The organism is Cryomorpha ignava (assembly GCF_010686655.1).
GTDB classification, from domain to species: domain Bacteria; phylum Bacteroidota; class Bacteroidia; order Flavobacteriales_D; family Cryomorphaceae; genus Cryomorpha; species Cryomorpha ignava.
On sequence record NZ_JAAGVY010000026.1, the window covers coordinates 29,675 to 51,116 of the forward strand.

21 protein-coding genes and 1 tRNA gene are annotated in these 21,442 nt (G+C 39.5%); 9 read left to right on the forward strand and 13 right to left on the reverse strand.

What is annotated here, in order from left to right:
• Window positions 1–14: 14 nt before the first annotated feature.
• Window positions 15–497, reverse strand: a complete 483-nt coding sequence (locus G3O08_RS13135) for a hypothetical protein (RefSeq protein ID WP_163285843.1) — start codon at window positions 495–497, stop codon at window positions 15–17.
• Between the two features lie 65 nt (window positions 498–562).
• Between G3O08_RS13135 and G3O08_RS13140 the strand changes: the two genes are divergently transcribed.
• The 6 genes from G3O08_RS13140 to G3O08_RS13165 all read left to right on the forward strand — a co-directional run bounded on the left by G3O08_RS13140 (window position 563) and on the right by G3O08_RS13165 (window position 5,194).
• Complete coding sequence (locus tag G3O08_RS13140) at window positions 563–1,600, forward strand: DUF6340 family protein (RefSeq protein ID WP_163285844.1); 1,038 nt, start codon at window positions 563–565, stop codon at window positions 1,598–1,600.
• 10 nt (window positions 1,601–1,610) lie between these two features.
• Complete coding sequence (locus G3O08_RS13145; RefSeq protein ID WP_163285845.1) at window positions 1,611–1,790, forward strand: PLDc N-terminal domain-containing protein; 180 nt, start codon at window positions 1,611–1,613, stop codon at window positions 1,788–1,790.
• 178 nt (window positions 1,791–1,968) lie between these two features.
• On the forward strand, window positions 1,969–2,514 hold the full coding sequence (locus tag G3O08_RS13150; protein WP_163285846.1) for an RNA polymerase sigma factor: 546 nt from the start codon (window positions 1,969–1,971) through the stop codon (window positions 2,512–2,514).
• Window positions 2,507–3,040 carry a hypothetical protein gene (locus G3O08_RS13155; RefSeq protein WP_163285847.1) on the forward strand — a complete coding sequence of 178 codons (534 nt, stop codon included), beginning with the start codon at window positions 2,507–2,509 and terminating at the stop codon, window positions 3,038–3,040. Before G3O08_RS13150 ends, G3O08_RS13155 begins: the two co-directional genes overlap by 8 nt.
• Window positions 3,037–3,969: a DUF4097 family beta strand repeat-containing protein gene (locus tag G3O08_RS13160; RefSeq protein ID WP_163285848.1), complete on the forward strand. Its 933-nt coding sequence runs from the start codon at window positions 3,037–3,039 to the stop codon at window positions 3,967–3,969. The genes G3O08_RS13155 and G3O08_RS13160 overlap by 4 nt, the downstream gene beginning before the upstream one ends.
• Window positions 3,970–4,015: 46 nt before the next feature.
• Window positions 4,016–5,194: a retropepsin-like aspartic protease gene (locus G3O08_RS13165; protein ID WP_163285849.1), complete on the forward strand. Its 1,179-nt coding sequence runs from the start codon at window positions 4,016–4,018 to the stop codon at window positions 5,192–5,194.
• A gap of 136 nt (window positions 5,195–5,330) precedes the next feature.
• On the opposite strand, the gene G3O08_RS13170 is transcribed toward G3O08_RS13165, so the two are convergent.
• The 8 genes from G3O08_RS13170 to G3O08_RS13205 all read right to left on the reverse strand — a co-directional run bounded on the left by G3O08_RS13170 (window position 5,331) and on the right by G3O08_RS13205 (window position 13,922).
• Entirely contained in the window at window positions 5,331–6,068 is a 738-nt protein-coding gene (locus G3O08_RS13170; protein WP_163285850.1) for a porin family protein, read from the reverse strand.
• Window positions 6,069–6,192: 124 nt separating this feature from the next.
• Window positions 6,193–9,447: a CHAT domain-containing protein gene (locus G3O08_RS13175; RefSeq protein ID WP_163285851.1), complete on the reverse strand. Its 3,255-nt coding sequence runs from the start codon at window positions 9,445–9,447 to the stop codon at window positions 6,193–6,195.
• Window positions 9,447–10,169: a tetratricopeptide repeat protein gene (locus G3O08_RS13180; protein ID WP_163285852.1), complete on the reverse strand. Its 723-nt coding sequence runs from the start codon at window positions 10,167–10,169 to the stop codon at window positions 9,447–9,449. The genes G3O08_RS13175 and G3O08_RS13180 overlap by 1 nt, the downstream gene beginning before the upstream one ends.
• Before the next feature lie 10 nt (window positions 10,170–10,179).
• On the reverse strand, window positions 10,180–10,755 hold the full coding sequence (locus G3O08_RS13185) for an RNA polymerase sigma factor (RefSeq protein ID WP_163285853.1): 576 nt from the start codon (window positions 10,753–10,755) through the stop codon (window positions 10,180–10,182).
• A 208-nt stretch (window positions 10,756–10,963) separates the two neighbouring features.
• Window positions 10,964–11,671 carry a DUF3307 domain-containing protein gene (locus G3O08_RS13190; protein WP_163285854.1) on the reverse strand — a complete coding sequence of 236 codons (708 nt, stop codon included), beginning with the start codon at window positions 11,669–11,671 and terminating at the stop codon, window positions 10,964–10,966.
• Window positions 11,668–12,282: a SatD family protein gene (locus tag G3O08_RS13195; protein ID WP_163285855.1), complete on the reverse strand. Its 615-nt coding sequence runs from the start codon at window positions 12,280–12,282 to the stop codon at window positions 11,668–11,670. The genes G3O08_RS13190 and G3O08_RS13195 overlap by 4 nt, the downstream gene beginning before the upstream one ends.
• A 326-nt stretch (window positions 12,283–12,608) precedes the next feature.
• Window positions 12,609–12,681: transfer RNA gene (locus G3O08_RS13200), tRNA-Lys, on the reverse strand.
• Window positions 12,682–12,758: 77 nt separating this feature from the next.
• Window positions 12,759–13,922, reverse strand: a complete 1,164-nt coding sequence (locus tag G3O08_RS13205; RefSeq protein WP_163285856.1) for a hypothetical protein — start codon at window positions 13,920–13,922, stop codon at window positions 12,759–12,761.
• Window positions 13,923–13,966: 44 nt separating this feature from the next.
• Between G3O08_RS13205 and G3O08_RS13210 the strand changes: the two genes are divergently transcribed.
• Window positions 13,967–14,482 carry a shikimate kinase gene (locus G3O08_RS13210; RefSeq protein ID WP_163285857.1) on the forward strand — a complete coding sequence of 172 codons (516 nt, stop codon included), beginning with the start codon at window positions 13,967–13,969 and terminating at the stop codon, window positions 14,480–14,482.
• On the opposite strand, the gene G3O08_RS13215 is transcribed toward G3O08_RS13210, so the two are convergent.
• Complete coding sequence (locus tag G3O08_RS13215) at window positions 14,470–14,970, reverse strand: phosphoribosyltransferase family protein (protein WP_163285858.1); 501 nt, start codon at window positions 14,968–14,970, stop codon at window positions 14,470–14,472. The two genes, G3O08_RS13210 and G3O08_RS13215, sit on opposite strands and share 13 nt — an antisense overlap.
• A gap of 58 nt (window positions 14,971–15,028) precedes the next feature.
• On the opposite strand from G3O08_RS13215, the gene G3O08_RS13220 reads away from it, so the two are divergent.
• Window positions 15,029–15,472, forward strand: a complete 444-nt coding sequence (locus G3O08_RS13220) for a hypothetical protein (protein WP_163285859.1) — start codon at window positions 15,029–15,031, stop codon at window positions 15,470–15,472.
• Here the strand turns inward: G3O08_RS13220 and G3O08_RS13225 are convergent.
• Both G3O08_RS13225 and rlmD read right to left on the reverse strand, forming a co-directional pair.
• Window positions 15,469–16,056, reverse strand: a complete 588-nt coding sequence (locus G3O08_RS13225) for a methyltransferase domain-containing protein (RefSeq protein ID WP_163285860.1) — start codon at window positions 16,054–16,056, stop codon at window positions 15,469–15,471. The genes G3O08_RS13220 and G3O08_RS13225 overlap by 4 nt on opposite strands.
• Entirely contained in the window at window positions 16,053–17,507 is a 1,455-nt protein-coding gene (gene rlmD, locus G3O08_RS13230; RefSeq protein WP_163285861.1) for a 23S rRNA (uracil(1939)-C(5))-methyltransferase RlmD, read from the reverse strand. Before rlmD ends, G3O08_RS13225 begins: the two co-directional genes overlap by 4 nt.
• A 98-nt stretch (window positions 17,508–17,605) precedes the next feature.
• Between rlmD and rocD the strand changes: the two genes are divergently transcribed.
• Window positions 17,606–18,889, forward strand: a complete 1,284-nt coding sequence (gene rocD / locus G3O08_RS13235; RefSeq protein WP_163285862.1) for an ornithine--oxo-acid transaminase — start codon at window positions 17,606–17,608, stop codon at window positions 18,887–18,889.
• 5 nt (window positions 18,890–18,894) lie between these two features.
• Here rocD and G3O08_RS13240 read toward each other — a convergent pair whose 3' ends face one another.
• The gene (locus G3O08_RS13240) at window positions 18,895–21,423 is read right to left on the reverse strand and encodes a TonB-dependent receptor (protein WP_163285863.1); all 2,529 of its coding nucleotides are present in this window, start codon (window positions 21,421–21,423) and stop codon (window positions 18,895–18,897) included.
• Window positions 21,424–21,442: the final 19 nt, after the last annotated feature.

The following is a 21,442-nucleotide window of genomic DNA, read 5'->3' on the forward strand; positions in this document are numbered from 1 at the left end:
TGAATGTCAACGTATTATCGCGTAAGCGGAACAAACACCTGCGATCCTGATACATCAATTGTATCGCCATTTACGGTGTATCGCTTCCTGGTATTGATATATCCGCAATCGCCGTCATATTCGCCACCGAGCTCGATATTTTCAATATTGGCCACATAGCCGGTTGTTGGCTCTACTACCATGTATCCATAAACGGTATAATAAGGCGATTGATCATTATTAAACGGATAGGAATCGTTTATTAAAAATCGACCTTCACCTTCGGGGTAAATTCCATTTGGATAAAGCGTATCTGCAATAAGCGGCTCGCTGAATGGAATAAAGCGCACAAAAAAGATTGCGTCTAATTCTTCGGCCGAAAATCCGTTATCTCCACCATTTTGCAACTCAAAGTATAAGGCATTGATGGCTTGAATATCAGGCTCTTCGCATTTTTCGGAACAAGCGCCAAAACTAAGAGCCGCAAGGACAAGCAATAATATTGATGTTTTTTTCATGAATCTGTGGCCAAAAATAGTGAAATGAATGTTTACACGAAGTCATTTCTTAAATTTGTCGCAATATGCGCATAAAACTATTTATTAACGTTGGTATTCTCGTTTTGGTGTTGGCGGGATGCAGCACCTCGTATTATTATTCTGAATTTATTCAGCCGTCAAAAGCCTACATTCCCACAAAGATATACGCCGTAGGTGTTTTGAATAGAGGAGCATCTGCTAAAATGGCATCTACAATTTATACAGATGGCGTTCCTTTTGAATATATTAAGGGCATTCCCAAAAAGGCTTCCGCCAAAACAATAGAAGCGCTTAAAAAAGAATTGGAAGATTTAGGCCGCTTTAAATTAATTGATATTCCCTGGGAGAGAGAATTGCGCGATCAGCGAAAGTTTGTGGAAGATCCATTAACTGAAGAAGAAATAGATAGTCTTTGCGAGAATTATAAAGTAGCAGGAATTATCGCGTTGGAAGGGGTAGAGCTAACTATTCGCACACAGGGTGAAGTTAATGTAGTATCTGTAAACGATGATTTGGGCAACCCGGTACGTGTGCCGGAATTTACAAACAGACAAGAAGCTTCATACACCGCTGCGTGGCGTTTCTACGATGGATATAGTCTGAAGGCTATTGACACCTATCAGCAAACTTATCAGCGCGATTTTAATCGGGTGGCATACTCGGCAGGTGACGCAGCACAGGTTGATGCACAAAACTTACAGCTGATGGACGTTGTAAAAGAAGCCGCCGAAGATTATTATAAACGGGTCTCACCACATTGGGTAGAAGGATTTAGAGTCTACTACCGAGGGGGCTCTGAAGAAATGTATGGTATTAGTTATGACCTGGAGTACAATAGAAACTGGGAGCAGGCTGCCGCTAAATGGGTAAAGCTAACCGAATCTAAGGATTTAAAAATCAAACAATTTTCTACTTTTAATATGGCAGTAGCCAGCGAAATGCTGGGAAGACCAAAAGTAGCGAAGGAATGGCTCCTAAAATCAATCGAAATTCAAAACACCAATAAAGCAGAAGATTATCTTGAAACGCTTAATCGTCAGATTGTTATTTACGAAGTGGTAGATAGGCAACTGGGATTATAAAAATAACAATATGGGAAGATTAGCCGCACTTATCGCCTTAATAGCCGCAGTATGGGTTATATATCATTTATGGACCAAGAACAATCGCCTCAGCGATACCGAAAAACTTATATGGACCGTATGCGCCATAGCGTTTAGCATTGTTACAGCCATTATTTATTACTTTACCCAGTACCGCAAGATACAATAGACGCTCAATATTATTCAAGCCTCTTGCTTATAGGCATTCGCCATAGGCTAATAAACAGTTGACTACCCTTCAAAAAATCCTTTTCTGGATTTACTTTCACTTATTTTCAAATTTTTTCATATCGCGTGTAGCACAATGATTACTTTTCTCGTCAAAGAATTAGAAAAGCAGTAATAGCGTGCACGAAAAACTGGATTATACTTTATTAAAAACCCGGCTTAAAACCGATGTAAAAGTTCAAACCGAGGTTTATAATGAATGCTATAAGAAAGTGTATTCATCTTGTTTGCGCATTTTGAATGATGTCCACTACGCTGAAGATTTTATGCACGAAGCTTTTATTCACGCCTTTAAATCTATTGATAGTTATAGGGGTGAGGCAAAGCTGAGTTCGTGGATTTGCAGAATTGCTATAAATAAATGCCTCGATCATTTAAAAAAAAGAAAAGTAAAAATCATTTTTTCTGATAATTGGGAAGCAGAAAATGGCCATGTTCATCTCTTTGAAAATTCGCACGAAAGTGCTGAAGCAGATAGAATAAAGTATGCACTCAATCAACTTCCCGAAGGGTGTAGGTTAATTTTTAACCTGCATGTTTTAGAAGAAATGGATCATGCAACGATTGCAAAAAGACTTGACATAAAAGAAGGCTCTTCGCGTGCTCAATACGCCAGGGCAAAGAACAAAATCAAGGAAATATTAAAAACAGAAAGACATGGATGAATTTGAAAAATACATGCGTGAGAATGAAGAGCTCTTTAATAACGACGAGCCTGCAGAAGGACACGAAGCCAGATTTTTGCACAAGCTAAAACAAGCCGACGAGAAAAAGGCAAAATCGGCTGTAGATTTCTGGCGTGTAGCCGCTGCAATTATTCTATTGCTGGTGCTTGCAGCCTCGGTGCTCATACCCAGGTTTAATAGTCCGCAAGATGTGCAGTATAGCTCAATGAGCTTAAGCGATGTGTCTGAAGATATGGCAAATGTGGAATTGTACTATAAATCTAAACTCGCAGCGGAATACGAGAAAATTGACGACTTATCTAAAACTGATCCTCTTGTAAAGGCATACCTAGATGAGATAGATACGCTAAATGAAGAATATCAAAATTTGGAAGCTACCCTTTACAAATCGGGAACGCACGATAAGGTAGTGCTCGCCATGATAGAGAACTTTAGGCTTAGACTTGCCCTAATGGAAAAACTTGAAGCAAAGAAATTAAACAAAACTAACATAGACTCATTATGAAGTATGCATTTCTGGCCGTGATAGGTTTGCTGTTTATACATACAGCAGCCCTTGCCCAAAACGAAAAAAGAGTTGAAAAAGAATACAGCTCAAGTGATTTTAACTCACTAAAAATCAATAATTCTTTTGGTGATATAGAAATTAGCCCTTACTCGGGTTCTAAAATAGATATCCTGATTGTAATTTCTGCCAATGGATCGAAGGGAAATGATGTCTCTGAACTTATAAATAGCGTCCATTTTGACTTTGTAGAGAATGGCAGAACACTGGAAATTACAACGCGAAGAGATGAGAAAAAACTGAAATGGAAAGGTGTGTATGAGTTTAGTATGAATTTTAAAATCAAGATGCCTGAAAATGTAAATATTGACATTGATAATTCTTTTGGTGATGTGCGCATTAATGGCACAACGGGCGTATTGAAACTCAAAGTTCAACATGGCGACTGCTTTGTAGCCTACGCGAATGGAAACGAAAATAAAATGGACATAAGCTTTGGAGATGTACGAATTGAATCAATGAGTAGGGCTAATTTAAAAATTCAGCACGGCGATTTGAGAATCGAAAAGATACACGACCTTTCGCTTGATATTCAGTTTGGAGATATAGATATCGATTTGATGAGCGGCACTAATACTTTGAACATTGCGCACGGCGATCTGAATATTGACGATGTTTCTTCGAAACTAAAATCGTTAACAATTGATGTACAGTTTGGTGATATAGAGATAGAAGGTCTCGCCAAAGAAGATTTTGAAATGATGCTCACAGGAACATTCTCTGATTTTTCATGGAGTTCTAGCTGGTTAGTAAAAGCTAAGACTATTGGTATGAACAATTCAAATTATACGGTACACACAACCGCGGATCCTATGAATCCAAAAAAACTTCAAATTACCGCTTCACATAGCGACGTGGATTTAGAATAAGCCATTTGTTTTCTTAAATTCATCGGCTTAATTGATCATGTAAAGAATGTCTTTTTATAAACCCTTGGGAGTCCTTTTGGCCGTTTCTTTATTACTCGGCTGCACTAATTTTAGAAAGCTTTATAAGGATGGAAGCGTTGGTTCAAATCAATTTTACGCTGAAGTAAGGTATGACAGTACACTCGATTTAATTTTTTTGCCGGTTGAAATACAAGGCGAAACGTATCGCTTCTTGTTTGACACTGGCGCGCCAAATGTGATTTCGAAAGAGTTGAGAGATAAATTGGCTATTAAAAGTAAAGGGAAGGGAAAAGTAGGTGACTCTCAAGGAAATAGCGATAAGCTGGGAGTAGTAAAATTAGATACGGTGAGCATAGGAGGGGTTTACTTTTACGATACCAGTGCTATTGTGGCCGATCTAAATCGTGCTGTCGAAATCCAATGTTTAAAAATAGATGGCATTATAGGAGCCAATCTTATGAAGTTCGCTTATTGGAAGATTGATTCAAAGAAAAGGGTTTTAACACTTTCGTCAAATTTAGACACACTAAAACAAAGTCTTGTGAATCCGCATATTCTTCAATTTAAGGCTAAGAAAACGTTTACGCCTGTGGTGAGTTTATGGCTCAATGATTCTCTGGTCGAAAATATTACATATGATACTGGAAGTGGGGGCTATATTTCGCTTGGTAAAAGCATAGAATTGAAAACAGAAGACTTTATTGCAGAATTTTCGGGATATGGCAGCACGGGGCTTTTTGGCAGCAAGCTTGACACCATTCGGTATGGTAGAATTAGTGTAGGCCTTGACAGCTTGAAACAAATCGGGATTGCAGAATATAGCCAAAGCAATTATAAAAAGCTTCTAGGGATGGAGTATTTGGAGCAGTTTGTTCAAATACTCGACTGGGACAAAAATCAAATTACGCTTTTCGAAGATGAGCTCGTATCCCAGAAATTTAATCAATATCCGGTTAGTCCACGCTGGGTTGATGGCAACTTAATTGTGGGTGGTTTAAATACAGATACGGCGTATCACCTTGTGAAACTTTCAATTGGCGACACGATTAAAATGCTTGGAAACCGGAATTTTGAAAATGTTGATGTATCGGCTTACTGCGATGTTCTGAATCTTCCTGATTCTATTAAGAGCGACACGCTGAAAATAGAGTTGATGGATGGAAACAGCTATCACATCCCCCGCGCTACCATCTATATAGAATAACCTTATAACTGGAAGAAGCAGCCCATTGCTGAGCTGCTCCCTTCCTACCTCAGTTGCTCTGGCAACCGAAATATATGTTTGTTTCAACACGTTATTATCGTTATCAATAGATGTTGAAATCGAGTAAGGCATCTACTTACAACCTCACTAGGTATCCAAGTCCAATTTGAAATCCACGATTTTTGATGCGTTCATCAAGGCTTTTTTGTTTGGTGGCATCAGAAATACCCAACTCAAATCGCAAGTCAAATATAATTGCTCCCGGCCCTGCGCCAAATTCCATTCCGGCACCTACCACACCACCTATATCAAAGCGATTATACTCCTTATCAAAGTTAATTTTAGTCGTTTTGGTTGAGATGGCTTCTTTATCTTGCGCATCTGTTTGATCTTGAGTAAACTGCTCTGTGCCATTTAGAGCAATCGAAAAAGCGGGGCCGAGAAAGCCATTAAATGCTACATTGTCTCCTCCTAGTCGAAAGCGAGCTAAAATGGGTACCTCCATATAGTTGGTCTTTACTTTCAATTCCTGCGAAAAGGATTTAAACTGAACGGCTTGTCCCTGATCATTATTTATAGCGCAGTTTTCGCAGCTATATAAAAGTTTTCCGCCTTTTTGAATAAATTGAGCTTCGGCCTGAATTCCGAACCAAGGCGCTAGTTCAAGTACGGTAACAAAACTAACATGAGCACCTATAACAGATTTCGAATCAATATCCTTATTGTTTCTTACTGTATTTCCCCAGCGATATGAGGCCACATTCATTCCGGCTCTTCCGCCTAGCATTACTTCAACTTGAGAGAAGGCTGTTGAAGCAATTGTCGATAAAATAAGAGTAATCCAGAGTACTTTAAGATAGGAAAGCGTTTTCATAATGTTTTCTTTTTTATGGTTTGATTGCCTTACTATCGAAACCGTATTAAAAAGTGAACATTATTTATAAATATCCATCTAATTAGATGTTGCTGTGTGTTGTAAGAGCCTTTAAATAAGTGATTTAAAGTTTATATTGTTTTACAACAAAGAGTGAAGTGATTAGAAGTACAGCGAGAATTACAAGTGCAAATAGCCACATTGGGTTGTTGCTCCCACTTGAGTTTGTAATAGGGCTTACATCGCCAAGCAGCACCATTCCCGACCAATAATAGGGGGCTGATAGTTCGCTGGAATTGCTTTTGATAAATGAAATTTTTGCCTGGCGAAGTGCTTGATTTTTGGGAACTCCGGATGCGAGTTTTTTATAAAATTCATGACTGATTGCCGCTGAAGTTTTTTCGTCTATTTGCCAGAGCGACATTACAATACTGGGGCAGCCGGCATAAGCAAAGCCGTGAGCCAAAGACAGCATACCTTCACTTGCGCTGGTTTTTCCTATTCCGGTTTCGCAAGCCGTAAGCACAGCAAGCTCTGCTCTAAGCGGGGTGTTGTAAATTTCATAAACGTGCAGATAGCCATCATCTTCTTCGCTATCAGTATCGCTAGCTTTTGACAGAACCAAACGGGAAAGTAAGGGAGAAATATTATTAATCTCGGTATGGGTACCGAAATGGATAATCTTATATTTTTCAGCTTGCGACTTAAAATTATGCTCAGTTGCCTGATTTGAAACAAACGACCTTCCGCTAAAAATTCCTGCTGCATCAGATGCTGCTTCTACAGCAAAAGGTTGCTGAATTCGCTTCATATAGTTGATATCAAAAAGACTCGAATCTTTGAGGTGATTTACATAATCTGATTTCAAATCGTCCGAAAACCCGGGAGCAAAGGCGAGTAAGCCATTTGATTGCGATCTTTTAAGATTTTTATATTGATAGGCTGTCGTGGAAGATATTAAGTAAGAAATCGTGTAATCATAAATCAGGTAGTGGGGTTCTTTTCTCTCTGATGGCTTTATTAATGCCTCAAAATTTATATTGAATAAATCTTGATCGGGAATAATAAAAAGCTCACTGCCATCCAAATATTTCTCAATCGGCTCAAAGATGGTAGTATATAAATAAGCAGATGATTTGTAAAAGTCATTTTGATTGAGCGAGGTAATTGCAGTATTCAAATTTTGGAGCTCTTTTCGTAAATCAGGAGCATCAAATTTTAAAAGCTGGGTGTTTTTTTCATTTAGCACTATTGCAAAAACACTTGTGTCTGTCATCATATACTGTATGATATTTTGACCAGGCTTTATGAGTTCGCGTTTTATATCGTCTGCATTTACAATAAATGTGCTAAATCTTAAATTGTAATAATCGGGATATTTCTTTTGAATTAAATCTATTATTTGATCATATTCTGCTTCTATGTTAATAATATCACGACTGTCGTCGTTGGGCTCTATCGCGCCTGACATTTCTCTTTGTAATATGCGTTCCCTCGTAATTATAGAATCTGGTACACTGGTTACCCTAAGCGAGGTGAATTTACCTAGTTGCCTTCTCAAAAGCAGCGATTTACTCTCTTCCTCAAAAGCTAGAAATTTATTTAGGTATATCTCATCGCCGGTTTGGTGATAGAGCGAATATGTTATTTCCTGTGTCTTTTCAAAAATCCTTTGATGCTCATTGTAAAATGTGAGCAAATCAGCTTCATCAGTATATAGGCCGCTCGTTTTTTGGAGGTAGATAATAGCCGTTTCCAGAAACTCCAGAGCCTCTTTCTCACTTTCAATATCTGAATTTTGGTTCAAAATGATTTTTGCCTTAGTCAAATAGGCTTCCGAGATAAAACTCGTGAATTGGCTAAGCCTGGTTTGGTAAAGTGATACCTGCTCGCTTTGCTTTTCCAGAAAAATTGCCAGCGCCATATCAACATAGTATTGAGCGCTATCAAGTTGATTTCGCTCACATTTTAGATTGGCTAACTGCGTAAAGAGTTTGCCAATTATAGGGCTATTGCCGGGGAGCGTATTCAAATATATCTTTCGTGCTTGTCTAATATCACTTTCGGCAGATTCGTAATCTTGCAGAGCCTCATAGGCTTGTGCACGCATCAAATAGCCTTTGGCAAGTTCCTGACCAGAAAATTCATCAGTAATTTTTTTGCCGATGTTTATGGATTGGGTATAATTTTTCACTGCTCCCAGATAGTCGCCTTGATTAAATAGCACTTTAGAAACGCGCTCATAACCTATGGCTGTATAATAGCTGTTCATTCCATAATCGGCAATATCGCCGGCAAGATATTTTTCAAAATTTGCAAGTGCCTGGTCGTATTCGCCCAGTGCAAATTGAATGCTGCCAAAAGCTTCTAAAGATTTTTTATGATCGGGATGATCAGCTACAAGATATTTCTGCCTGAGCTTTTGTACATATTTTGAAATCTGTTCAGATTTAGAAATATCACCAATAGAAAGATACAGCGCAGCCAGATTGTGATAATTAGAAATGAGCAGGCGTTCCTGTTGTGATTTTTGATATCCGGGTGGCTCTGTTTCCAAAAGTTGCTTTCTGATTTCAATAGCGTGATTTAAAAAGTCCTTGCTTTTTACAAGATTTCCTTCATCTTGAAATCCGAGCGATAAATTTCCATAAATATTGGCTTGATGCCTAAACCTGTCTACCGTGTCGGGCAAAAATTCGGAGAATGCCAATCCACGATATAAATAGGTCTGCGATTTCGCATACTCACCATTTCTGAAAAATACAGCACCAAGGGCATTTAGGCATTCCATCATTCGTTTGGTATAATTCAGACTGTCTTTTTCTACCGGATTCAAGGCCATTTCGAAGTGATAGATGGCTTTTTTAGCATTTCCATAAAGCATCTGATAGTCAAAGCCAAGGGAGTAGTGGGCCGTTGATTTTTCAAGAGCAGACGCATTCGGATATACCTCACAAACAGAAAGGTAGCGCTTGTCGTTTTCAAAACAAAGACTATCCTCACCAGCTTCGATATAAATCCACGACAAGTCACTTATTGCATCGAGTAAAACCGATTTATTCGCTACCTTTTCTTCAATAAAATCAACCAGAAGTTCGGTACGCCGCATTGCCTGGTTCACTTTTTTTACCGAAAGGTAAGCATGACCCAGATCATATGTATAAAGCTTTAGTGAGTCGTAACGGGCAGTATATTTCAGATAAATAATCTGAATTTCAATGGCCTTTATGGCTTCTGTATATTTTTCAGAGGCCAGTAAAGAATCAATTTTATCTTTTTGTGAAAAGAAGAGCGATTCATCAAATTCTTGTGCATTTGATGAAATCATCATTACGCTAAAAGTGAAGAGCAAAATCCGTTTCAGCGCAGTGATTTTCATTATTTCAATTTTTGCTGTATTGAATTGATTTTTTCTGCGAAAGGCGATTCAGATACAGGACTTACCTTTTTAATGGCCTCAGTATTTTCAGTTTTCAGCCAAGACAGTACGGCATACCACTGCGCTTTTGCTTGAAATTTTGATGAGTTTTCCAACATCACTTTCTCAAAGTAGGGAAGTGCTTCGATGTATTTTTCCTGATTAAAAAAAGAAGCGCCCAGATAATAGGTAATCGTTAAATTTTTGGGATTTTCAGCACTCAAAACTGTCCACTTCTCAATAGATTTATCATATTTTTCTGCCTTATAATCTACCATGGCGTCGTGAAAGCTGTAATCTGCAGATGCACTCATTGGTACAGGAAGACCGGGGTCTACAGTGCTATACTGAGCAAATAGTGCATCATTATTAGATTGAAAATTTAAAGCCCAAACACTTATTGCAATAAGTGCTGCGATTCCGGCAGCAATTGCAAACCAATTATTCTTAGACGATTTAGTTTCAAGAATCACAGTGTTGTGAATATCATTTAGGCTTTCTTTTAATCCACCGGCCTCAATGCTTAATTGAAGTTCTTTTTGAATGGCAACTTCTTCCTGAAGTTCTTGATTGTTTTTTAATTCGGCCTCAAACTCCTGTTTTTCAAGAACCATCATTTTGCCTTGCAGATAGTTCTCTATCCTGCCAAAATCTTCAGGCGATATATTGTGTATTGAATTCATGTTAAAGGGGTTAAGATAAATTATTAGTATGAAAACTTCTAAGCTTTTTCATACATCGGTACTTTAATGTTTTTACAGTTCCCGGGTCGTGATCCAGTTCAGAACCTATTTCTTCAAGGCTCATTTTCTGGTAGTAAAACCTGTTTAAAATGGCTTTGCATTTTTCGTCCAGATTTTTATACAATTCAGTGAGGTATTGCATTCTGCTATCCTCTTCCTCATTGTAATCATTATCGGCAGTTTCTTCTGGCTGATTTTCGTGAACCAGGCGCACAGTAGCTTTATGGGCTTTTGATTTAAGCTTATCGAGCCATTTAAACTTGGCGATTTGAAAAATATATCCACCAATGGTTTTACCGCCTTGTAGCTCAAATTTGCCTTCTTTTACATTTATCCAGGCGGCCACTATAGCTTCCTGATAAATGTCCTTGGCATCTGCTTCTTTACCACTATTTTGAAGAATGTACATTTCGACGCTTTTATAGTTTTGCGCATAGATTTGCTCCATGCACTTGCGGTCATTCTGAATAAATCCCTCGGTAAGCTCGTGATCTGGAACTTTAAAATTGACTTTTATTTGTTTCACAAATTAAATCTCAATGTAACATTATCCAATGTTAAAGATTTATTTTGATGGATGCAATAGTTTACCGGGTTTTCATTTCAAAATAACTTGTATTTGCCTTCTTATCGAGAGCCGTCTAGAAAGGTGAACACGATTTGTGGAAATCGGATGGAAATTTGGCATCCTTTTTTGGAAGGAGCTAATGGGCCGGCGATTTTTGATAGTGAAATTAGAATTGCGAAAAGTAATATGTGAAAATCATTCCGGCTAATATAGCTAGTCCAAAGCTCATCAGGGTGCCTATTAGAATGTATTCGGTTAGCTTTCGGTCTTTGGCGCGGGTGAGGTCACCAAATCTAAAGATAGATTTTGCAGCCATTAAAAAACCAATTGCCCCCCATTGGCCTATTAGAATGAATCCAAAAACTAAAGCGCGCTCAAGCATGCCGATGTACGAACCGGCTTTTGGTAGTGCTTTCTGGCTTTGTCCCTCTTCGGTCATCTCGTTGCCCCAGTGGCTTAATGCCTGATATATAAAGAATGAGGCAGGCCGGGTTAAGAAAATCAAAGCTGTGCCTCCAGCCAAAAGAGCAGCTGAAATTTCTATCTTAGGAACTTGTGTTATATATGCCCATACAGCCACCATAACTATGAGGTGGAGCAGTTGATCTAGAAAAAACCACGTCTGTTTATTCTTCTCATTTTGAAACTGCAACTTGCTGCCATCTATCAAAAAATGAAATACCGTAATGATAAGTGCAGCAACCCAATGGTTTAAACCGGCAATGAGAAGCAGCAGAGCAAAATGAACGACTGTATGTATATATAATTGTGGTGATCGCCATTTTAGATTGTTCTTTTGTCCGATTGACTTGGCGGTTTGCAGAAAGAAGTCACCGATTAAGTGCGCCAGAATAAATTTTATTAATAGACTCATTCGGTAAAGAGTTTGATGCGGTAAGTATAATAATCTATCAGAGAAAAAATCTCATCGGCGTGTGCAACGCGTAGGCGGGCACTTACCGATGGCTGTGTAATACCAAGCTTTTTAGACAATTCTATTTGCGAAATCCCGGGGTTGGTAAATGCAAAGTAAAGCGCTTTTGCCGACGACTGTGTCCAATCTGTTGTTAACCCTTCAGCAAGCTGTAGCATAATGTTTAGCTCTTTGGTGAGCTGTTTATCGTCGCAGCTAAGTATCAGGTTTTGCTTTTTGGATTGAATGAGGTCAAAGGCTTCGCCGCTGTGTATAAATGCCGGGCCATTGCTTAGCGTTACCGCATTTGCTCTAAATTCTACGTTTCCCAATCCTATGGAAATGCGCACGTCAAGCTGTTCAATAGTTTTTATCCCTGCTTTTAACTGAAATACCGCTTTAAAGGCGTCTTCTGCATCTAATTCCAGTTGAAAACTATCACCGCGATAAATTTCCCAATCTTTTGGTGTTTTGCCAAATGTGTTGAGCACTTCTTTTAAAAGATTAATCCACTCTTGTGGGCTTTCCACATTTCTCGAATCAATGATGTCACCGGTAAGCACTGCTCTCATTCCTTGAGGACGTATAAAATAAAGGTTTGAAAATATCAAATATAGATTAAATACGCTATAGTCACCAGATATAGACTCAATTATCTATAAACACCAAATATAGATGAATGAATCTATAAATCGAAAATATAGAGTAAACACTCTATAACCTGCTAATATAGACTAAAAGCTCTATAATTGTAAAATATAGAGTTAAAGCTCTATAATTTTCCAGTATAGAGGGAAAGCTCTATATTCCTTCATAAAAAAGATATAGGCTCTTTAAAAAAGGCTAAATCGAAAAAAATTGGTCATAAAAAAAGACCGTCTAAAGACGGCCTTTTTAGTGATCCCGCTGGGGTTCGAACCCAGGACCCCAACATTAAAAGTGTTGTGCTCTACCAGCTGAGCTACGGAATCTTTTCGCTAATGCGGGTGCAAATATACGGGCTTACTTTAATCTGGCAAGAAGTTTTTTCAAAAAATGTTTTTGATAACTATTCTACTACCGGACATCGTTCAAAAGGTATAGTTCTATCAAATAAAAAACGATAGGTTTTCATCTCTCTATATCGCGCAGCACCAAGGTTTTCGCATACTTTTATCATCTTCGGATTGAAGTCGCCAACCCAGGTCATAACGATTTCATCGTATTGCTTAATTTTTTTTAAATAATCTCCGGCCCAATGAATCATTGCACCTTCTACACCCATGCCGTGCCATTTCTTTGACACGCCAAAAACGATTCCCACCATCGTGCGAGGTGTACCTTTCCACTTGTGATACAAGAACTTGAGTTTTCCAATCCAGTTCAAATTTCCGTCTACATATTTAAAAATCTCGTTTAACTCGGGGATATTTATAAAAAACGCAATAGGCTCATCATTTTGATAGGCGAAGAAGACAATTCGTTTATCGATAACCGGTTTTAAAGATTTCATGATCTTTTGAGCTCCCTCCATCTTCATGGGCTTAAAATTGTCGTGCCCACCCCAAGAAGCATTATAAACCGTTCTAAAATCTTCAGCAACCTCGGTAAGCGATTTGCCAACCACATTGCATACGCGAATATTTGATACATCTTTTAAACGCTCAATTTTACGTATAAAGACTTCTTGAACCGGCATATACACGGGACGCTTGTATAGGTACTGATTAAAATATGTTTCAAAACCATAGTTTTCAAGCAAGGTGGGGTAGTGCGGTGGGTTGTAATTCATGGCATAGCTGTTGGGGTCGGTAAAATTGCTGGTAAGGCAGCCCCAAAATTGGTTCCGCTCTCCCAGATTTACCGGACCATCCATAGCCTCCATACCTTCTGATGTAAGCCAGTTTTTTGCAGTATCGAGTATAAAATTGGCTATTTCCTGATCGTTGACCGATTCAAAAAAGCCCATTCCCCCTGTGGGCTGATTTTCAGTATAAGCCGTTTTGGGATTTACAAAAGCAGCTACACGACCTATTAATTCATCTTTAGCATTATAAAAAACCCAGCGTTCGGCTTTTCCATCTTTTAAAAGCTTATTCTTATCAGGATTAAAAACTTTCTCAATATCCTGAATAATATGCGGAATGTAGTTTGGATCATTGGCATAAATAATTTTTGCCATATCGTGAAAGGCTTTTATTGAAAGATTATCGTCAACGGGAATAGCACGCATAATGTGTAATTTTATGCGAAAATAGTCTTATCATCGCATTTAGCATGAATGTTTATTTAATTGGATACATGGGTGTTGGTAAAACAACCATCGGCAAACGACTTTCGCGAAGGCTTGAATATGCTTATTGCGATTTGGATGCCCAAATTGAACTTGAGACAAAATCTTCAATATCAGCTCTTTTTGCAGAAAAGGGTGAAGCTGCGTTTAGAAAAATTGAAAGTGAAGTTTTATCGAATATTCCTAATAATGGTACTGTGATTTCTACAGGGGGAGGAGCGCCCTGCCACAACGACAATCTAGACTTTATGCTCAAAGCAGGGATCGTCGTATGGCTTAAAATGAGTCCCGAAATGATTGTGAGCCGATTATTGCCCGGAAAGGCGAAGCGCCCATTGATAGCAAAGCTTAAAGACGATGAGCTGCTCGATTTTGTGAAAGCTCATTTGCGGAAACGCGAACCAACCTATAGCAGAGCAGATATAAGCTTAGACGTGAACAATATGGACAGCAAAAAAATGGATGATCTGGCTCATATCGTCAGCATTTATTCTAAATAGACCGCATCATTACCCTCGTTAAAAATTACCGAAATATGATCTTGAATGGTCGTGCTAAGGGTGAGCCCCACAAAATCGGCCTTTATTGGAAATTTTCTGTGCAACCGATCAACCAGCACAACGGTGGTTAAGTTTTTTACAGAATACTCCAGAATATGTCTTGCGCCGTAAATTAAAGTACGCCCCGAGTTTAAAACATCATCAATTAATATAACCGATTTTCCATTTAAAATCTCTCCAGAACCATTTAATTTTGGAATGTCTAATGGCGATTTTTTATTGATTTTCAGACTTATAAGGGTTACTTTTAGTCCCGAAATATCTTCCAGAATGGGCTTAATTCTCTCAGCCAAAATTACGCCTTGCTTCTCAATTGCCACAAAGATTATTTCCTTTTCGGAATAGTTAAACTCATAGATTTGATAAGCAATGCGCCGTATTTTTTGCATAATACTTACATGATCCAATACAAGGGTTCTGTTAGACATATTTCTCAAACTTTGGGTCAAAAATAGTAAATCGCGGTATTCAGACTATATTTGATTTATGAAAAGGACTGTGATTCTTGTTTTAATTGGGTTTTTAGTTTGGGCTTGCGCCAATACCGACGCTGCCAATACTACCGAAAATAAAAAGACCGAACTAAAAATGGCCGAGTGGAGCGAGCTGGCTTTGTTGATGCGCGACATTCACAAAGATGCTAAATCATGGCGAAAAGCGATTGATAACGGCACATTTGAGCAAGATTCAATTGCTATTTACAAGCTGTTGGTAGAAAGCAAACCAACTGATGAAGATGTGGAAGGGCCTGTTTTTGAGGGATTTGCTCAAAACTATCAAATGGCGCTCGATAGTTTGATGCTTTCTAAAAACATTGATCTCGCCAAAGCGAAATATAACAACCTGGTAACAGCCTGCATTACTTGCCACCAAACTTACTGCCCCGGCCCGGTAAAGACCATTAGGAAGCTCTATTTCCCTGAAGGTTAAGCTTTCTTTTTTAGCTCAATAAACAACTCTGTACCGGTGCGTGGCTTAATAGAATTATGCGCCGTTTCGAAATGAAGGATGTCGAAAAGCTCTTCAAAATAAGGTAGGTATTCTGCTTTGTTGCCGCCAAATGGCGGATGATCTTCGAAGAGAGGAGTGTTGAATAAGACACCAACCAACTTACCTTGATCTTTTAGCAAATCGTGCATTTTCTCTACATAAGCTCCCCGCAGTTCTGGCGAAAGTGCACAGAAAAATGTTTGTTCAAAAATGAGGTCATAGTTTTTAGTATGCTCAAAAAAATCACCCAAAATCATATTTTCTTCCGGAAAAGTGGGGAATCGCTTCTTTAGATTTTCGAATGCTCCGGGAGCGATATCAATTAAATAGGTGTTCTTAAATCCTTTTTTAATCAAGTATTCTCCTTCGTATGCGTTTCCACACCCGGGAATAAGAATCTTTATGTTGGTATCGGTAAGCTGGTCAATGTATTCGGTAAGTGGGGTAGAGGCATAGCCAATGTCCCAGCCGGTTTCTGCACTTTCCCAGCGCTCTTGCCAATAGTTTTTATCGAAGCTCGTCATGATTTTTTCTGAAATAAGGCAACGGCTTCCACGTGCGACGTATGCGGAAATTGATCGACCAAAGAGTACTTCACAAGTTCAAAGCCTTCCTGGTTTAGCGTATTCGTGTCGCGGGCAAGGGTAGCGGGATTGCAAGAGATATAAACAATAATCGGAGCGTGTAATTCTATGGTTCGTTTTAATGCTTTTGGAGCAATACCGGCTCTGGGTGGATCTAAAATTACAGCATCTATTTTTCCGCCATATTGAGGGTGTTCCTGTAGAAATTTGTTCACATCGGCTGCGTAAAAAGTCGTGTTGGTCACCCCATTTGCAGCAGCTGCCTTGCGCGCATCTTCTACCGCACTTTGTTCAATTTCAACACCTATAACTTTAGCATGTGGCATTTCTCGCGATACCAACTGTGAAATTGTACCTGTTCCACAAAAGAGATCCAAAATAGTTCCCTCTGTATTCACTTTTTCTTTTAGATAAGAAATGGCCTTATTATAAAGCACTTCAGCACTTTTGGGATTGGTTTGGAAAAAGCTTTCCATGCGAATATCGAAGTCGATTCCGCTCAAATTTTCAGTTATAAAATCTTTACCTACTATTGTGCGCGATGCCCCTTCAAGTGGCTGTACTCTATCGCCTTTATCGTCATTAATTGTATGCAGAATACCGGCAAGCCTTTCGGCGAATAGTTTTTGCAAAAGCTGCACAAAACCATCCATATCAAATTTGGCCAGGTTGTCGCTCGTGGTTACCAGATTAAATAAAACCTGATCGTTGGCATAACTTTTACGAACGGTTAAGAATCTAAAAAAGCCTTCACGCCTGGGAGCATGCCATGGCGGAAGACCTGAATCTTCACAAAACTTGCGGATAATGTGCAGGTTATTTTCCACTTGCTCGTCAAATAATCCGCTATCTGCATCCAGATTTTCTACCATCCACCAGGTACCGCGATGTTTAAAGCCAAGTGCAAACTCATCTAGCTCTTCGTGCGTGTGGAGGTCGTACCGAATGGCTGCAAAAGAATATTCCATCTTATTGCGGTAGTGCCAGTTATCTGGCGAAGAAAGCAGTGTATCAAAAAGGATATCAGCATTTTGCACTCCGCCTATTCTTCTAAAAAGATCTATACAGGTTTCTTGCTTATACTTCTGCTGAAGTTGTACGGGAAGTGTAGCATATGGAGCACCGGCTATGGGCTGATAGGGAATAGAAACTTCGTCTGGTGACTTTTCCACGATTTCCAGAAGCTTTGTTTCCACATGGTTTTTTCGCGATTTCACAACCCGGCATTTTACGACCTGTCCGGGAATTGTATTGGGTACAAATACCACAAGTTCACCCTTTTCTGTTGGCATTTTGGCAATGCCGCGACCACCAAAAGCCATTTTCGAAATGGTAACTTCTATCTCTTCTCCGCGCTTCAACGCGTTATTATTGTTTCTTTTTGCGCTCATAATATAATATGCCGCAAAGGAAATGAAATTTGGCGGATAATAAGATTTGACTGACCTTTGCAGCACGATAAAAAATTAGAATATAATATACTTTCCATATGGAGACCAAAGAGAAAATATCACGAACAGCTGCTTCAATAGCTTTAGAAAATAAATACAGCGCGCATAATTACCATCCGCTACCGGTAGTGCTAAAGCGCGGCGAAGGCGTTTATCTTTGGGATGTGGAAGGCAAAAAGTATTACGACTTCCTTTCGGCATATTCGGCGGTAAATCAAGGGCACTGCCACCCGAAAATTATTGGGGCACTTACCAATCAGGCGCAGCAGCTCACACTTACATCACGCGCATTTCACAGTGCAGTATTTGCAGATTATGCGGCTTTTGTAACCAAGTATTTCCAGTTTGACAAGGTTCTCCCGATGAATTCAGGAGCCGAGGCTGTAGAAACTGCTATGAAGGTGTGCCGAAAATGGGCTTACGAGAAAAAAGGGGTAAAAGAATCTTCGGCAAAGATTATTGTTTGCGAAAACAACTTTCATGGACGTACTACTACTATTGTTTCTTTTAGTAGCGACCCCGTTGCAAGAACAAATTTTGGCCCTTTCGTTGACGATGGATTTATAAGAATACCATACAACGACATTGACGCCTTGCGCGAAGCATTGAAAGATAATGACGTAGCAGGATTTTTGGTGGAGCCCATTCAAGGCGAGGCCGGTGTTTTTACACCAGATGAAAATTATTTGATGGAAGCTGCAAATCTTTGTAGAGAAAAAAATGTGCTTTTTATTGCCGATGAAGTTCAAACTGGAATTGGCCGAACCGGAAGCCTATTGGCAGTATGCGGAAACTGTACGTGTAAAGGCCACTGCGAACGTCAGGAAACATTTGTCAGACCTGATATCCTTATTCTTGGTAAAGCGCTTTCTGGAGGAGTTTACCCAGTTTCGGCTATTCTTGCCAATCATGAGATAATGGATGTGATCACTCCAGGTACCCATGGTTCTACATTTGGTGGAAACCCGCTGGCATGTGCTGTAGCAATTGCTGCTCTTGAAGTAATAGAAGACGAGAAGCTTACTCAAAATGCACGCGAGCTTGGTAAACTATTCAGAAAAGAAATGTCCGAATTGGCAGATAAATCTGATTTGGTTTTAAAAGTACGCGGAAAGGGCTTGCTGAATGCAATTTTGATAAACGATACCGAAGAGAGTGATACCGCCTGGAGAATTTGTTTGACACTGCGCGACAATGGTTTATTAGCTAAGCCAACTCACGGAAATATTATTCGCTTTGCTCCTCCATTGGTTATGACCAAAGAGGAATTGATGGACTGTGTTTCGATTATTAAAAAGACGATCCTGAACTTTAAGAAGTAACCGATTTAGAAAGTTACTGCAAGCTTCACATTTATCAATCTGGATGTAAGGAAATTGGGAACTCCATACTGGCGGCCACCACTTTCTTTTATCCAGGTGTAGCTTATTGTATTGTTGATATCCAGCAAGTTAAACACTTCCAGACTAATAAGAGCTGAATTAAATTTAGCAAAGAGACCTGTGTCTGGAACTTTTGGCATTAGATCGTAAGAAAATCCAATATCTACTCTGCGGTACGCTCGGTATCGCTCTATATCCTTGTAGCGCTCAAAATCGGGAGGGCCAAATGGAAGTCCGGTTCCGAAAAGTACACTTAGCTGCACTTTAAAACGAGGGAAATTTGGCATCTCATCCTGAAAGAACATGCTGAAGTAAACGAGTTGATCGGTAGGCCGTGGAATATAACCAGGATATACGATTGAAGAATCGGCAATTGTTGTGTTTTGAGTAAATCCAGATTCAATTAGCTCGCCATCGGTATTGTAATAATCGTAGTAAAAATCGTCCAGTATATCTTCTTTTGTCTGTAGGAAGCTCAAATTAGCCCACGACTCAATACCGGGAATAAACTCACCGTGTATTTTCATATCAAGCCCTGTGGCATACCCTTTTGAGTTGTTGTCACCATAATATCGTAGCCTTACATTATCTATTTCGTATGGTACCAAATCAGAAAGCGCTTTATAATAAGCTTCTGTTATAAATTTGAAAGAACGCTCCCACATTCTGAAATTAATATCGGCACCAAGTACAAAGTGTATGGCTCGCTGCGCGCGAATTTCAGGGTTTAGCGTGCCGTCCAGTCCGCGCATTTCGCGATAAAAAGGAGCTTGGTAGTAATATCCGGAACTAAAGCGGAAAACCACATCGCGTGTTAGGGTGGTTGAGTCATTGAGCTGTTTTGTCCACTTTGGCTTATAAGCTATCGTACCGCGAGGACTTATTATTGTTTCGTCGTTATAATCCCAGTATTGAGCTCGAACTCCAAGCGTAGTAGAGATTTGTGCCTCATTATTGAGCAGCCAGTTCCATCGGTTCTGCACATAACCCATTAACCTGTTTGATGAAACCGTATTTCTACCCTTAATTACATCCTGAAGGTGAATTTCATTGAGCGGATTTATTGGTACAGAATATCCGGCAGAATCAACGTAGTTCCATTCACTTAGTTGATCATTAATTTCTTCCGTGCGCCAGGTAGCTCCCCATTGCAGATATTTATTGTCAATAGATTTATAGCCCCGATGCTGAAAGCTAAATACTTTTGCGTCAAGCCGGTTACGCGCATGGTCCAAGAATGATCCTATTCCTCTGTTTCGCACCACCTCACCAAATTCGTCTTTGCCCAAATCACGCTCCAACTCGTCGAGAAAGTATTGGCCTAATACATCAAAGGTTTCGTACTCAAAAGTGCGAAACGCGGAGGCAGTAAACTTTAATCGTGTATCTGAATTGGGCTTGTATTCGGTAGATAAGGCTCCAAAAAACGTTTCGAAAGATGTTACTTCCTGACCCTCAAAGAATACAGTAAAGCGCAATGCTTCATTTATACTCCCAAATTGTGTTTGGCGCGTTCCGGGTATAAATTTGTAATTATTGCTTGAGTAATTCCCTAAAAATTCCACCTGCCATTTCTTGGTAAACTTATATATCCAATACGATTGAATATCCGTAAAATTTGGCTGATAATCGCCTTGCGTATCGAGGCTTCCCAATACATATTGGTTTGATTTGTAGCGAATACCGCTTATTTGCGAGAGTTTTTCATTTTTTGAGGCAGATTCTATTGCAAGCGATCCACCAAGTAAGCTTGCATTGAAGCTTCCGCCAAATGATTGCGGTTTCTTGTATTGAATGTCGAGTACCGAGCTCATTTTGTCGCCATAGCGGGCATCAAATCCTCCTGCGCTAAACTCAATGCTTCCCACCATATCTGGATTTGGAAAACTCAATCCTTCCTGCTCACCGGTGCGCGCTAAAAAAGGTCGGTAAACTTCAATATCGTTTACATACACCAAATTTTCGGCATAACTTCCACCGCGCACACTGTAGCTTGAGCTCAATTCGTTGTTGGTACTTACTCCCAGCTGCGAGGTCAATACGCCCTCTATTCCTTGCTGAATGGTGGGCATTTTACGGATATCCTTAATGGGAACCGGCTCCATGGTTGTATTTCTATCGCGCTTTGCTTCAATTTCTACCCCTTTCAGCTCTAATGCAGCAAGCACAAAATTTACCGATTTTATTTTACCGGCTTCGATAGTAATTGTTTTAGATTCTTTTTTATGAGCAGTGTGGCTAACTTCGAGTAAAACATTTTCCCCGGGATTTAAATCAAGTGAATAATTGCCCTGTGCGTCGGTGACTGTCAGCTTATTTTGACTAACTACGTATACATTGGCAAATTCAATGGGGCTTCCATTATCACTTTTTACCTTACCCATAACAATAGACGATACCTGAGCTTGAACCCAAAAGGGCAGTAAGAGGGTAATCAGTAAAGAAGAAATGCGGAGGTTTAAGCCGTTAACCATAAAATTGATTCAATCCGCG

Bases quoted from the DNA above. Each gene is read 5' to 3' on its own strand.
- G3O08_RS13145 (WP_163285845.1), top strand. From the start codon at position 1,611: ATGGGAAGATTAGCCGCACTTATCGCCTTAATAGCCGCAGTATGGGTT.
- G3O08_RS13240 (WP_163285863.1), bottom strand. From the start codon at position 21,423: ATGGTTAACGGCTTAAACCTCCGCATTTCTTCTTTACTGATTACCCTC.
- G3O08_RS13155 (WP_163285847.1), top strand. From the start codon at position 2,507: ATGGATGAATTTGAAAAATACATGCGTGAGAATGAAGAGCTCTTTAAT.
- G3O08_RS13210 (WP_163285857.1), top strand. From the start codon at position 13,967: ATGAATGTTTATTTAATTGGATACATGGGTGTTGGTAAAACAACCATC.
- G3O08_RS13165 (WP_163285849.1), top strand. From the start codon at position 4,016: ATGTCTTTTTATAAACCCTTGGGAGTCCTTTTGGCCGTTTCTTTATTA.
- rlmD (WP_163285861.1), bottom strand. From the start codon at position 17,507: ATGAGCGCAAAAAGAAACAATAATAACGCGTTGAAGCGCGGAGAAGAG.
- G3O08_RS13175 (WP_163285851.1), bottom strand. From the start codon at position 9,447: ATGAAAATCACTGCGCTGAAACGGATTTTGCTCTTCACTTTTAGCGTA.
- G3O08_RS13205 (WP_163285856.1), bottom strand. From the start codon at position 13,922: ATGCGTGCTATTCCCGTTGACGATAATCTTTCAATAAAAGCCTTTCAC.
- G3O08_RS13180 (WP_163285852.1), bottom strand. From the start codon at position 10,169: ATGAATTCAATACACAATATATCGCCTGAAGATTTTGGCAGGATAGAG.
- G3O08_RS13140 (WP_163285844.1), top strand. From the start codon at position 563: ATGCGCATAAAACTATTTATTAACGTTGGTATTCTCGTTTTGGTGTTG.
- G3O08_RS13170 (WP_163285850.1), bottom strand. From the start codon at position 6,068: ATGAAAACGCTTTCCTATCTTAAAGTACTCTGGATTACTCTTATTTTA.
- G3O08_RS13220 (WP_163285859.1), top strand. From the start codon at position 15,029: ATGAAAAGGACTGTGATTCTTGTTTTAATTGGGTTTTTAGTTTGGGCT.
- G3O08_RS13195 (WP_163285855.1), bottom strand. From the start codon at position 12,282: ATGAGAGCAGTGCTTACCGGTGACATCATTGATTCGAGAAATGTGGAA.
- G3O08_RS13215 (WP_163285858.1), bottom strand. From the start codon at position 14,970: ATGTCTAACAGAACCCTTGTATTGGATCATGTAAGTATTATGCAAAAA.
- G3O08_RS13135 (WP_163285843.1), bottom strand. From the start codon at position 497: ATGAAAAAAACATCAATATTATTGCTTGTCCTTGCGGCTCTTAGTTTT.
- G3O08_RS13225 (WP_163285860.1), bottom strand. From the start codon at position 16,056: ATGACGAGCTTCGATAAAAACTATTGGCAAGAGCGCTGGGAAAGTGCA.
- rocD (WP_163285862.1), top strand. From the start codon at position 17,606: ATGGAGACCAAAGAGAAAATATCACGAACAGCTGCTTCAATAGCTTTA.
- G3O08_RS13160 (WP_163285848.1), top strand. From the start codon at position 3,037: ATGAAGTATGCATTTCTGGCCGTGATAGGTTTGCTGTTTATACATACA.
- G3O08_RS13190 (WP_163285854.1), bottom strand. From the start codon at position 11,671: ATGAGTCTATTAATAAAATTTATTCTGGCGCACTTAATCGGTGACTTC.